At 52.6% G+C, this 11,884-nt stretch carries 13 protein-coding genes and 1 tRNA gene; 5 read left to right on the top strand and 9 right to left on the bottom strand.

What is annotated here, in order from left to right; translation table 11 throughout:
• Positions 1–18: 18 nt before the first annotated feature.
• Genes modC through modA form a run of 3 tightly spaced genes read right to left on the bottom strand, consistent with a single transcriptional unit; the run spans position 19 to position 2,577 of the window.
• On the bottom strand, positions 19–1,107 hold the full coding sequence (gene modC, locus ACSHSR_RS00515; RefSeq protein WP_479631163.1) for a molybdenum ABC transporter ATP-binding protein ModC: 1,089 nt from the start codon (positions 1,105–1,107) through the stop codon (positions 19–21).
• On the bottom strand, positions 1,101–1,793 hold the full coding sequence (gene modB, locus ACSHSR_RS00510; protein ID WP_028780857.1) for a molybdate ABC transporter permease subunit: 693 nt from the start codon (positions 1,791–1,793) through the stop codon (positions 1,101–1,103). Before modB ends, modC begins: the two co-directional genes overlap by 7 nt.
• 16 nt (positions 1,794–1,809) lie before the next feature.
• Entirely contained in the window at positions 1,810–2,577 is a 768-nt protein-coding gene (modA, locus tag ACSHSR_RS00505; RefSeq protein ID WP_044733426.1) for a molybdate ABC transporter substrate-binding protein, read from the bottom strand.
• A gap of 159 nt (positions 2,578–2,736) precedes the next feature.
• On the opposite strand from modA, the gene ACSHSR_RS00500 reads away from it, so the two are divergent.
• Entirely contained in the window at positions 2,737–3,522 is a 786-nt protein-coding gene (locus ACSHSR_RS00500) for a TOBE domain-containing protein (RefSeq protein ID WP_025888209.1), read from the top strand.
• A 39-nt stretch (positions 3,523–3,561) separates the two neighbouring features.
• Here ACSHSR_RS00500 and ACSHSR_RS00495 read toward each other — a convergent pair whose 3' ends face one another.
• Complete coding sequence (locus ACSHSR_RS00495) at positions 3,562–4,269, bottom strand: hypothetical protein (RefSeq protein WP_044733427.1); 708 nt, start codon at positions 4,267–4,269, stop codon at positions 3,562–3,564.
• A gap of 256 nt (positions 4,270–4,525) precedes the next feature.
• Here ACSHSR_RS00495 and greB point away from each other — a divergent pair, with 256 nt between their 5' ends.
• From greB to ACSHSR_RS00480, 3 genes are all read left to right on the top strand, one after another.
• Entirely contained in the window at positions 4,526–5,020 is a 495-nt protein-coding gene (gene greB / locus ACSHSR_RS00490) for a transcription elongation factor GreB (RefSeq protein ID WP_028780854.1), read from the top strand.
• A gap of 129 nt (positions 5,021–5,149) precedes the next feature.
• Positions 5,150–5,455: an NINE protein gene (locus tag ACSHSR_RS00485; protein ID WP_025888205.1), complete on the top strand. Its 306-nt coding sequence runs from the start codon at positions 5,150–5,152 to the stop codon at positions 5,453–5,455.
• A gap of 9 nt (positions 5,456–5,464) precedes the next feature.
• Positions 5,465–5,695: a TM2 domain-containing protein gene (locus ACSHSR_RS00480; protein ID WP_025010807.1), complete on the top strand. Its 231-nt coding sequence runs from the start codon at positions 5,465–5,467 to the stop codon at positions 5,693–5,695.
• Positions 5,696–5,734: 39 nt separating this feature from the next.
• Here ACSHSR_RS00480 and ACSHSR_RS00475 read toward each other — a convergent pair whose 3' ends face one another.
• The gene (locus ACSHSR_RS00475; protein ID WP_479631162.1) at positions 5,735–6,004 is read right to left on the bottom strand and encodes a hypothetical protein; all 270 of its coding nucleotides are present in this window, start codon (positions 6,002–6,004) and stop codon (positions 5,735–5,737) included.
• Positions 6,005–6,260: 256 nt separating this feature from the next.
• Between ACSHSR_RS00475 and ACSHSR_RS00470 the strand changes: the two genes are divergently transcribed.
• Positions 6,261–7,235 carry a ribonuclease T2 family protein gene (locus ACSHSR_RS00470; RefSeq protein ID WP_479631161.1) on the top strand — a complete coding sequence of 325 codons (975 nt, stop codon included), beginning with the start codon at positions 6,261–6,263 and terminating at the stop codon, positions 7,233–7,235.
• A 4-nt stretch (positions 7,236–7,239) separates the two neighbouring features.
• On the opposite strand, the gene ACSHSR_RS00465 is transcribed toward ACSHSR_RS00470, so the two are convergent.
• From ACSHSR_RS00465 to ACSHSR_RS00450, 4 genes are all read right to left on the bottom strand, one after another.
• Complete coding sequence (locus tag ACSHSR_RS00465; RefSeq protein WP_479631160.1) at positions 7,240–8,037, bottom strand: VOC family protein; 798 nt, start codon at positions 8,035–8,037, stop codon at positions 7,240–7,242.
• Positions 8,038–8,428: 391 nt separating this feature from the next.
• The gene (locus ACSHSR_RS00460) at positions 8,429–9,505 is read right to left on the bottom strand and encodes a PepSY-associated TM helix domain-containing protein (protein ID WP_115389562.1); all 1,077 of its coding nucleotides are present in this window, start codon (positions 9,503–9,505) and stop codon (positions 8,429–8,431) included.
• Between the two features lie 15 nt (positions 9,506–9,520).
• The gene (locus tag ACSHSR_RS00455) at positions 9,521–11,593 is read right to left on the bottom strand and encodes a TonB-dependent siderophore receptor (RefSeq protein ID WP_115389561.1); all 2,073 of its coding nucleotides are present in this window, start codon (positions 11,591–11,593) and stop codon (positions 9,521–9,523) included.
• A gap of 166 nt (positions 11,594–11,759) precedes the next feature.
• Positions 11,760–11,833, bottom strand: a tRNA-Gly gene (locus tag ACSHSR_RS00450).
• Positions 11,834–11,884: the final 51 nt, after the last annotated feature.

The following is an 11,884-nucleotide window of genomic DNA, read 5'->3' as shown; positions in this document are numbered from 1 at the left end:
TTGATCTTCTGTTGCACCTCAGTGAGAACGGGCCAAATCGGCTGCCGTGAGGCTGACCCCTTTGATCTGGGCGAAGAGCGACATACCGGGCCGCAATGCCAGCTCCTCAAGGGCCCAGCGGGTAATATTGGCCCACAGCGGCATACCCGCCAGCCTCAGTCTTAGCTGCACATAGTCGCGGCTGTCGACCCGGCTCACCTCTTCCAGGGTTACCGGCAGGATGTTGCGAATACTACTGCCGCTCGGCACCTGCAGGCACACAGAGACTTGATTGCTGTGAACCCGCACCCGTATCGGCTTATCCTGTTTGGGTAGCAGTTCATTGACCCACAAGCTGTTGCCATCGGCAAGCTGCAAACGGGTCATGGCATATTCGGGATGACTCTCGGCCACAGTGGCATGCAGCAGCGAGCTTTGCTCCTGAGCACTGAGCCAGGGTCTCAGCTCGTCACTGTCCCACACCTGTTCCAGCGGGCCGCTGAGGACGCAGCGGCCCTTGTCCAGCACCAGCATCTGATCCGCCAGTTGCAGAATTTCATCCAGACTGTGGCTGACATAGATAATCGGCAGCTTAAGTTCGGCGGTGAGCCTCTGTAGGTAGGGCAACAGCTCGCGCTTGCGCGGCAAGTCGAGCGATGCCAGCGGTTCATCCATCAAGAGGATCTCTGGGCGGGTCAGCAAGGCCCGGCCTATGGCGACCCGCTGTTTTTCCCCGCCGGAGAGGGTAAAGGGAAACCGATCGAGCAGCTTCTCCAGCCCCAAGAGTTGCACCACGGTATCAAACTCGCGACTGTCTTTATCCTTGCGGCCATAGTTGAGATTGCCGCGCACCCGATAGTGGGGAAACAGCCTGGCATCCTGAAACACAAAGCCGGCGTTACGCCGCTCAGGTGGCAGGTTGATCTTCTTTTCTTTATGAAACAACCAGCGCTCTCCCAAACGGATCTCACCGGCATCCGGCGTTGCCAAACCGCCGAGAATATTAATCAGTGAGGTCTTACCGGCGCCCGAACGGCCAAAGACGGCGCTGACCCCGGAGAGGGGTAATTCTGTGTCCACATCCAGTAGGGTTTGCCCCAGCTGTTGCCTGATAGCGATTTTCAGCATTGTCCCAGCGTCCTCTGTTGCGCCCGCTTGCTGAGCCATTGGGAAGCTATCAGCGAGGCCAGTGAAATTAATATCGCAATCACGCACAACCTGGCGGCCTCGGCCTCGGCGCCAGGGGTCTCGATAAAGGAGTACATGGCCAAGGGAATGGTGCGGGTTTCACCTGGTATATTGGAAACAAAAGTAATGGTGGAACCGAACTCCCCGAGACTGCGGGCAAAGGCCAGCACCATGCCCGAGACTATGCCGGGCGCGGTCAACGGCAAGCTGATGGTGAAGAAGACCTTGAGTCGGCCGGCGCCCAAGGTGCGCGCCGCCTGTTCCAGGCGCACATCCACCCCTTCGAGCGCCTGACGAATGGCACGAACCATTAACGGGAATGACACCACCGCGGCCGCCAGCGCGGCGCCGCGCCAACTGAAACTGAAACTGAAGCCAAAAGTGTCATAGAGCCAGCCACCGAGAAAACCGCTGCGGCCCATGGAGACCAGCAACAAATACCCTATGACCACAGGTGGCAGCACCAGTGGCAGGTGGATCAGGCTATCGAGCACAGACTTGCCGGGGAACTCCAGCCGCGCCAGCACCCAGGCACACAAAATACCAAGCGGCAGACTGCAGAGCACAGCCACAGTGGACACCTTGAGACTGAGCAGCAAGGCGGCCACTTCATAGTCGGTCAATATGCTCAAGGACAAGTTCTCAGTTTACGCCGAAGCCGTATTTGGCAAATACCGCCTTGGCAGCGTCAGACTGCAGGAATTGATAGAAACCTTCGGCGCCTTTGCTGTGCTCTTTACCCACCAACGCCATGGGATAACTGATTGGCTTGTGAGTCTTTTCCGGGAATACCGCCAGCTGTTTTACCCCTTTGGCAACCTTGGCATCTGTGGAATAGACAATCCCCAGAGATGACTCGCCGCGTTCGACCAACGCCAAGGCGCCGCGAACACTATTGGCTCTGGCCAGCAGAGGTTCGGCCTGTTGCCACAAAGCTAAATTTTCCAGCGCCTGCTTGGCATAGCGACCGGCCGGCACATGATCAGGATCGCCAACCGCCATCCGACTGTTACCCAGAGCTTGCTTGAGATCCCAGGAAGCCGAGATTTCAACCTGGTTCAGCGCACTGCTTTTCGGCGCGATCAGCACCAGCGTGTTACGCAGCAGAGTGACCCGGCTGCCGGCGTCGATGGCCTTGTTTTCATCGAGATAGTCCATCCATTTCTGGTTAGCCGACAGAAACAGCTCAGCGGGCGCACCTTGGGCAATCTGGCGAGCCAGCGTCGAAGAGGACGCAAAAGAGAACACAGTTTCAGTGTCATGCTTGCGGTCATATTCGGCGCCCAGTTCATTCATGGCATTGGTGAGTGAGGCGGCGGCAAAGACGGTGACTTTTTCCTTGGCACTGACGTTAAAGGCCAACAACAGCCCCAAAGCCAGGCTCAGGGCAGGACGGAATAGGGACTTCATAACGACTCCTTGATGAGATATATGCACTATTTGACACTGCCAACGTTATATACATAGTTATATAACGATAAGCAAGCCTGTGATCGTCAGTGAGTGATCCCTGTGGTCTTTATCAACGCAATAAGGGAGAATAACCCCGACACTGATAAGGAATACGCCATGGATCTCAAAGCCCTGTTGACTCTCAACAATGCCGATAAACTGTTTGCCAATCCCAAACGAATTGCGCTGTTGAAACAGATACGCATTACCGGCTCCATCAGCCAGGGAGCCAAACAGGCAGGCATCAGTTACAAGGCGGCCTGGGATGCGGTCAACGACATGAATCTGCAGGCCCCTCAGCCAGTGATCAGCAGTGAAAAGGGTGGCAAGGGAGGTGGCGGCGCCAAGTTGACCGAGTTTGGCGAGCGTCTGCTGAAGCTCTACGAACTGATGGATCAGATGCAGGACATGGTGCTCAAAGCGCTGTTGGACGCAGCCGTCCCCATGGATAACCTGCTGGATCTGATGGCACACTTCTCACTCAAGACCAGCGCCCGCAATCAACTGGCCGGTGAAGTTATTGCGCTCAAGGATGATTCTCTCAATGACAATGTCAGGGTCAAATTGGCCGGCGGGCAGGAGATAGATGCCGCCATCACCCATGCCAGCACTGACAAACTGGGGCTGCATATCGGTAAGAAGGTATTGCTGCTGTTCAAGGCTCCCGCCGTCAGCATCCACTCGCTGCAACAACCCCTCAGCAGTGGCAACCGCCTCAAAGGTCAGTTATTGCAAATCAAACGCGATACCCAGCGCAGCGAAATTACCCTGGATATCGGCGGCAACGACCGCCTCTACGCTTCGGTATGTAACGACAGCATTGAGGGCTTGCCATTGGCTCTGGGCGATCATCTACAAGCCTGCTTCGAGCCGGGGCAGACACTCATCGCCTGTGTTAGCTAAAAGCCACCATTTGAAAAACAGGCGGCACTGATTAAGACTTCACGCAGTTTGCGATGCGGCCACAATCTCGCGTTGTATTGGCCGGAAACCAACTGTCGGCTCATCACCACTCAGTATTTTCAGCCGTCCTTGCTCTGTGTACTGACGACATAGTTCGGCCTCCAACTGCCAAGGGTGTGGACCACTCCCCTGATGGGAAAAACCCAAAGTGTATACTGTGGCATTTCGGAATCTTCGGCTATTAAGTACATGCTCTATGGCATACATACCTGAGCTGGGCATACTGGCATCACCTGCGTCACCCAAGGCCGTCAGTTTTTGCCACAGAAGATCGCAGAACTTGTCACCCAAATATAGAATCCGCTGGTTAAACAGGTGATTGCGAGACACGAGCTGATTGCCATATTCCATAAATTTACGTTGTCCGCTCAGTTTCAACGCCAGATTCTGTAATCGACTCCTGGGAGAACGCGGAAACCAGACTTCTTCAATGCTGTCGACATTTTTCAGCCTGCGGATCTTGCGTTTCAACGCACCGTTTCTGGCCGGGCCACCGGTATTGGTATAGAAGAGTACATCGGTGCGACTTCCTGTTTGACCGGTTCCCAAGTCGAAGAGATTGAATCTGATGACACAATCGGCATCATCCACAAACTGTCGGTAATCCTGCACCACCACGCCATTGCCTATAATGACGACTCTCAGGTCTTTTCCTTCCACACCCAACTCCAATATTGACAGATCCATCTTGCAATCAGTGAGGAAGTCTCTTTTACCTCACTGAAATTTAGGCAATTTTGCCAAATAGAACAGCATGCGCCTGTGATCTTTATAGCGGAATCAGATGACAAGTATTTAAACTTGAGCTGACATATTCAAGGTGACTGGCCTTTCTTCACTACCACACTACGACATGCCTCTTGCAAGCACGCCTGAGTTCTGTAAACCTTCTGCATTATTGGCATCGGCGCCTGGCGCCATCAGCAGTTGACCGAATAAATCGATGAAAGCCCATTTGATTACCCGTAAGGGCTGGGAAGCCCTGGATAAAGAACTCAAATACCTGTGGAAGGAATACCGCCCCGAGATCACCCTAAAAGTGCAAGAGGCCGCGGCCCAGGGCGATCGCTCCGAAAACGCAGATTACACCTACAACAAACGCTTGTTGCGGCAGATAGATCGCCGAATCCGCTATCTGGTGAAACGCTTGGAAGAGTTGAAGATTGTTGACTACTCACCGCAGCAGGAAGGAAAGGTGTTCTTCGGCGCGTGGGTCGAACTGGAAAATGACCAGGGCACAGTGGTGCGCTACCGGATTGTCGGCAAGGACGAGATAGACACCAAGAAAGGCTATATCACTATAGATTCCCCTATGGCCAGGGCCCTCATAGGTAAACAGGTTGACGATGAAGTTCAAGTGCAAACGCCATCAGGGGTCAAAGAGTGGTACATCAATGTGATCCAATACCAAGCGTTTGAAACAGAAACGTCAGAATAATCTCAATTTAACATTTTGTTATTGATAAAAATCCCTTGAAAAGGGTAGACTCCACCTGTTTGGCTCGAAGATGTGCAGGGAGATGCCTGCCGGGCCAGATTATTCAGCTTTCAACAAAGGAACAAGGAAGTGCAGACTCTCAGCAAATCCGATAAGAGTTATGGCGTAGCCGTGTGTCTTTCAGGCATTTTCGGCATCTTGGGCATACATCACTTTTACTGTGGCCGTATACTCCATGGCCTGTTCGATCTCGGTCTGGCAATAGTAGGTATTACGCTCATTTCAACCGACGAACCTACGTTGGTATTCACTGGAATAGCGGTGCTTGCAGTCGATATTATCCACACTGTGATAGTCACTTTTATGTTACTGGTGGGAAGCTACAAAGATGGGCAGGGTAAGCTGATCACTTACCCGGGACAAAAGTTAACTTAAGGACAAACAATGACAATCGAAAATGAGCAACTGAGCGACAAGGGTTTCGTTCCTACTCTGCTGCTGTGCTTCTTCCTGGGTGGCTTCGGCGTACACCGTTTTTACACCGGCAAAATCGGCACCGGTCTGCTGATGTTGGTGACTCTGGGTGGCCTGGGTATCTGGACTCTGATCGACTTCGTTCGTATCGCCATCGGTAGTTTCCGTGACTCCGAAGGCCGACTGATCAAGTCAGCCTGATCCCTGAATGCCAGTGGTGCAAGCCACTGGCATCCATACTCACTCCTGCGAAAGCACTCTTCCCTTACTTAGCATCTCTTCCGCTTCCTGGCGTTCTTGCTCCCTTTGTGCCTGGGTGGTACATCTTCTGATCGGCATTCTTGAACCCGTCACTGTGACTTTTTCACAGCGATAACCATCACTGCGCTCCACATCTGCTTGAGCCTGCTGCGTTTCATTAGTACTGCTGCAAGCTCCCAGACAAAGCACCATAACCGCTGCGGGAATACATCCTTTCATTAACTTTTTCCTGTAAAATTCTGCTGTCATTGCCAAACTACACAATTAATCGACAAGCAACAATTACATTTCATTTGACCAACAATGACAAAGATACAAATTGGCGCGGCTTATTCGTTGCCAAAGCATCGACTATTTCGGCTATGGCGCGTTTTATCTGAATCTTGGCCCCAAAACCAAAGATCCATTTCTTAACATAAGTTGCGCGTCAAACCGGCATGGATACAAAGTGTCACATGGCAAAACTAAAATCCGCATGATGACAGTTTCAACCAAGAGGAATCTTATGACCCGCTTACTGATACTACTGCTGTGGCTGTTGCCTGTAGGCATAATGGCTGCACCATTTTCCGGTGAGTTGCTGATAGACAAGGCTTGTCCGCTGTTTCAATCGAAGAACAAGGGCACTAACCCCGGGCAGCTTTACAGCAGCCCAGGGCAGAGACTGGTGATAGTTGAGCGCCTCGGCCAAGACTCTCCCTCTTGGTTCAGGGTCAAGACCTCGGCGGTGCAATCACCACTGCGCTGGATTGCCGCCGATTGTGGCCAACTGCAAGCAGGCGCATTGCCTACTGAACCTCAAACCAAAAACGCCTGCAACCTGGCCGACAAATACGATAGCCATCTGCTGGCTCTGTCGTGGCAAAACGCCTTTTGCGAGTCAAGAGGTTCAAGTAAGGCCGAATGTCGCAGCCAGAGCGCCGATCGCTTCGATGCCAGTCATTTCAGCTTGCATGGCTTATGGCCCAATAAGCGTTCCTGCGGTATCAGCTATGGCTATTGCGGCAAGGTCAAACACAAGCCCGATAACTTCTGCGATTATCCCGCCATTGAGTTGAGTGAAGCCTTATCCCAACGCCTGGGGCGCGTGATGCCCAGTCACGCCTATGGCAGCTGCCTGGAGCGGCACGAATGGTGGAAACACGGCAGCTGCCGGGATGAAAGTGCCGAAGCTTATTTTTCATTGGCACTCAGGCTAACGACAGAGGTGAATCAGGCAACGCCCTTGCTTAATCTGCTGCAGCAAAATATCGGCGCAAAAATAGCGACCGCTTCTTTGAGACAAGCGTTTCAGCAGAGCTTCGGCCCAGAGAGCAACCACAAGCTGAGTCTTAAATGCCACCAGGGCATGCTGACCGAAATTCAACTCAGCCTTCCAGCCAAGATAGATAACAGCAATCTGAAGGCGCAGCTGGAGCAGGCGCCCAGAATTGCCCCAGGCAACTGTGGCAACTATATGCTCATCGATGCCGCCAACTGAGAGATTAGAGTGCCATTGTCAGCCGAATAATGCTGAATACAGCTCCCTGTGGGTCGTTGATCACCGCAAAGCGCCCCACATTGGGAATATCTGTTGGCGGCACACAAACCTTGCCGCCCAGTTCGGCCGCCCGACTGGCCATCACATCACAATCATCAACACTGAAATAGATCATCCAGTGGGGCGGCACATCGCCCCACTGCTCTGTCATTTCCAGCATGCCGCCAATGCCTTCATCACAACTCTCGCCATTGAGTAACCATTCTGTGTATTCAAAGTCGGCAGCGTTCTCGCTGCGGCGCATCTGCCAGTCGAACACCTTGGGATAAAAAGTTTTGGCCAGTTCGGATTGCCGACAGGCGAGCTCTACCCAGCACAGAGTATTGGCTTCCCATTTACGTCCGGCACCAGGATGTTCGACACCTTGCCAAACCGAAAAATGGGCCCCTTCCGGGTCAGTAAACAGGGCCATTTTACCTGCGCTGCCAACTTCATGAGGGCCCATCAGAAGCTGGCCTCCGGCGGAGCTGACAGCTTCGATACACGCATTAATATCCTCCACCGCGAAATAAACCGCCCAGTGGCTGGGAACACCCTGCTGCTGCAATTCGGCGGGCAATTGATACATGGCACCTATATCCTCATGGGCCTGCTGCAACATGGTATAGGCGCCTTCCGGCATGGGGATATCTTCGGCCTGCCAACCAAAGAGTCGACAATAAAAGTGCTTGGCACTATTCCAGTCCTGCGTCCCCAACTCGCCCCAGCAGGGTTCACCATGTCTGTATGCTGTAATCTTCATTACCGATTCCCTTTCAATGTGAAGCTGTGGAGGCTGACCAAGGTCGGTTCCGTTTAAGGTAAACGCTAACAGAAATTATACCAAGCTGTATAGAAAGTGTTCGGCGAGAGGAAAGGGTTAAGCCGTCAAGATGTAAAAAAAGCCGTAGTCTGTTAGTTGGCATAAGCTTCTCCCTGTCACTCCTCCCTGAGCGACGCAGTGTGCCAACTAACAGACTACGGCGGAACAATGAGACTCGATATCTCGTGCGTAAAAAGGATGCAAAAGGGTAATGGACCAAGCCCACTTTGCAGACTCGATACTAAAGAAAGCCCCCTTGGGGGTCTATCAGACAAATCCCAAGGGGGCTTGGATTTATTCCCAACGAAGGGAGACTTTTTGGTGTAACGCCTTATCGGCAAGCTGTTCGCTTACGGCCCCGCACCCGGCTGCGCCACATCCAAAAACCGGACAGCGCCATCAAGCAGGGCAAGAAACCCAACAGACACCAAAGAATTCGGGTTGTCAGGCCACCAAAAGTGCCGTAGTGCAATGGTCTGAAACTATCGACAAACTGGTATAGCGTCCCGGCAGTACGGACATCAAAACTGCTGCTGAGCTTGCCGGTCTGATCGTCGAAACTGATGATGGAACCAAAACGGCTGCGCAGTGGCCCCTTGTTATATTGGTGACCAAAGAAGTGCACCCCCGGATAACTGGGGTCGGGTAAGCGTACATAGGTAGTGACAAACCCGGGCAACGCTTCTTGGGTGGCGGCCAGTATGGCATCGAAATCCAGCTCTGCATTGTAGTAGCGCTTGGTCAGCACAAACTGGCTGTCGTCGTGGCCTCCGAACTCTTCATCAATGAAGTGCTCTATGTTCCACCAGGCTCCGGTAAACCCCAGGATAAGGAAAACCGGCACACCGAGAATTCCCAACATTTTGTGGCCATCACTGAGCAGCAGACGTAAGCCGCGGCCAAACCTCAGGGTAAACAGAGTACGCCAAAAATGACGATGCAGAACTATGCCGCTGAGCCCAAGCAGGATCAGCAGCACTGACACCAATGCCGACAAGAGTAATCCCGCATGATCCAGCAGCAAGGTATAGTGCAGTTCAAGCAGCCAGTCGGTCAGCATATGTGTCATTGACATGGGCGGGCTGAGCAGTTGCCCCGTGGCGGGATCCAACCACAGCTTTTGCCACTCATAGCTGCCCATCTTGGCAACATAGAGACTATCGGCTTCCCCATTGGCGGCAAACTCCCAACCGAGTATTTCATGCTCAGGCAGAGCCTGATCCGCATGCTTCAGCAGTTGTCCGAAGCCCAGCCGGGAATCGGCGCTGGCCAGCACCTGTTCAGGGCTAAGCCAGGCATCCAATTCGGCCTTGAACACCAATAGGCTGCCACTGAGCGCTATGATAAACAGCGGCATAGCGACAATCAGCCCCAGCAGCCCATGCCATTTCCACAGGAATCTACGCATAACAGCAGGACTTCCTTACCAGTGAACACTCAGACTGAGCTTGAACTGGCGACCCTCGCCAGGCATAACCCGCAATAAGCTGTCAGAGCCGGAATAGTAATCTTCGTCCAGCAGATTGGTGACGATGAACTTGAGATCATAATCATCCCAGCTGTAGCCCAGATTGAGATCCACCAGAGTGTAAGCCGGCAGGAAGAAATCATCACCACTGTTCAATACCGACTGGGCGTTGCCCTGCTGCTTACCGTAGTGATTCACCCCGGCCGCCATACTCATGCCGGAAAGCACACCCTCATCTATGTTGTATTTGAGCCAGCCGCCCAAGGCATAACGGGGCACATTGGCAACCCAGTTGTCGTATTCGGCGTCCACCGCATGGGTATAAGCCGCATGACCGATAAACTGCAGCGAGTCGCTGACCAACCACTGCATGTCCAGTTCAGCCCCTTTACTGTTGAGTTCTCCGGAAGCTAGATAGGTAAAGTTACCACCTGCGTCCACATTGGCGATGGCGATATTCTTCTTGGTCAGATCATAGAGTGACAAGGTAGCATTGAGATCGCCATCGAGCGCCTTGGCCTTGAGGCCAACTTCCCACTGACTGCCCTCTTCCGGATCCAGCACTTTGCCATTGGCATCGACATAGGACTGAGGCGTGAAGGCTTCCGAGTAGCTGGCGAAGGCAACCCAATCGTCGTTGAAGGCGTAACTCAGCCCAGCTCGTGGACTGAGCTTATTCTCATATTCATCCACAGATGCTTGCTTATATCTGTCGAGCCTGGCCCCCAGCGTCATGCTCCAGTGGTCACCCCAGTCGATTTGATCCTGGAAATAGAGGCCGAAGATACGGTTTTCCACTTCTGATTCAGGGCCAAAGTTATTGAGTTCCTGCTCCGGGAATACGCTGTAATCCGGATTATAGAGATTGATCACCGGGTACTGGCTGCCGAGGGCGCTGCGGGTCTTGAGATCCGACAGGAAAATATCCAACCCTGTGGTAAAGGTATGCTCTGTATCCCCGAGATAGAAACTGCCATTAAAGCCACTGTCTATCGCCCATGTCTGCCACTGGGTTTGATAGCTGAACTTGTACAGTGTCATGTCACCGCTGATTGCATCATAGCTGCTGGGATAATAGAGGTTATTCCAGTCGCTGGAGGCATCCTGATACCTGAAGTTCTGACGAAAACTGATGTTATCCGTCAGTTGATAGCGAAACTCATAGCCTATTCGGTAGGTTTCATCCTCTATGGTGCCGGGATCTTTGATATTACCGTAGAAGAGTTCTGAAGGCAGTTGCCCAAGCTCGGATGGCAACACTGTCCCCTGGGCAGGTAGTGGCATTCCGGGTTGATTGCTGTCCTTGGTGTAGCTGGTCAACAGGGTCAACATGGCTTTGTCACTCAGCTCGAAAGTGACGGATGGTGCAATAAAGACTCTATCCTGGCCATCGACATAATCCGTCTCATTGGCACCTTCCCGATAGGTCAGCCCCAAACGGCCATAGATATTGCCTTCTTCATTCAACACTTGGTTGAGATCGGCATTCACTTCCCGATAGTCGTTGCTGCCAAGGCGTAAATCCAGATTGCCAAAGTCGCTACCGGTTGGCCTCTTGGTGACCAGGTTCACCATACCGGCTATGGCTCCCGAACCATAGAGGGTGGACGACGGGCCCTTCATCACTTCCAGGGTTTCCAGGTTGGATTGCTCGACGTTGGCCCCCAAGCCGTTATCATTCAGCCTGAGACCATCCAGATAGATCTCTTTCGAAGCATCGAAACCGCGGATCCGGAAATAGTCATATCCCTTGTAATAACCACCAGGTTGCACCCCGGCAACGTTCTTAAGCGAATCCTGCAGTAACACGGCGCCCTGCTCGTCGAGGAAATTCTTCGACAATATCTGAATATTCTGCGGTGCCTTGAGCAGATTGAAATCACCCTTGGTAGTGGATGGGGAGGTGGCCTTTGTGGTCACGATAATCCTTTCGATACTGGTATCGGCGGCTTCCTCTGCACTCACTGCACTTGCCGACATCAGTGCCACAGTCAGCCCCGAGAGTATCGGTAAGCTGGATCTGGACATGGATTGAGATTTCCTTGGTTGAATGAATCAGCGCACGATACTAACACCAATGATAACGATTTGCGTTAACTTTAATTGGACAAACGTCAGTTAAGTGTAAAGTCGCCAAAAGGCTCACAAAGATACAAAAAGTAACAAAGGTAATCACAAGAAGGATGGGCGATTTTGGAGCGGGTGATGGGAATCGAACCCACGTATGCAGCTTGGGAAGCTGCCGTTCTACCATTGAACTACACCCGCACGAAATACTCGGCGTGGACGGTATAAATTACTGACTTTTATAGTCTTGTC

It is taken from the genome of Shewanella sp. VK101 (genome assembly GCF_056497865.1).
This window is presented reverse-complemented; position numbering and strand designations above follow the sequence as displayed.

Excerpts from the sequence above, each read along its gene's own strand:
- modA (WP_044733426.1), bottom strand. The coding sequence starts at position 2,577 with ATGAAGTCCCTATTCCGTCCTGCCCTGAGCCTGGCTTTGGGGCTGTTG.
- modC (WP_479631163.1), bottom strand. The coding sequence starts at position 1,107 with ATGCTGAAAATCGCTATCAGGCAACAGCTGGGGCAAACCCTACTGGAT.
- ACSHSR_RS00495 (WP_044733427.1), bottom strand. The coding sequence starts at position 4,269 with ATGGATCTGTCAATATTGGAGTTGGGTGTGGAAGGAAAAGACCTGAGA.
- ACSHSR_RS00470 (WP_479631161.1), top strand. The coding sequence starts at position 6,261 with ATGACCCGCTTACTGATACTACTGCTGTGGCTGTTGCCTGTAGGCATA.
- ACSHSR_RS00475 (WP_479631162.1), bottom strand. The coding sequence starts at position 6,004 with ATGACAGCAGAATTTTACAGGAAAAAGTTAATGAAAGGATGTATTCCC.
- ACSHSR_RS00465 (WP_479631160.1), bottom strand. The coding sequence starts at position 8,037 with ATGAAGATTACAGCATACAGACATGGTGAACCCTGCTGGGGCGAGTTG.
- ACSHSR_RS00455 (WP_115389561.1), bottom strand. The coding sequence starts at position 11,593 with ATGTCCAGATCCAGCTTACCGATACTCTCGGGGCTGACTGTGGCACTG.
- ACSHSR_RS00480 (WP_025010807.1), top strand. The coding sequence starts at position 5,465 with ATGACAATCGAAAATGAGCAACTGAGCGACAAGGGTTTCGTTCCTACT.
- ACSHSR_RS00500 (WP_025888209.1), top strand. The coding sequence starts at position 2,737 with ATGGATCTCAAAGCCCTGTTGACTCTCAACAATGCCGATAAACTGTTT.
- ACSHSR_RS00460 (WP_115389562.1), bottom strand. The coding sequence starts at position 9,505 with ATGCGTAGATTCCTGTGGAAATGGCATGGGCTGCTGGGGCTGATTGTC.
- greB (WP_028780854.1), top strand. The coding sequence starts at position 4,526 with ATGAAAGCCCATTTGATTACCCGTAAGGGCTGGGAAGCCCTGGATAAA.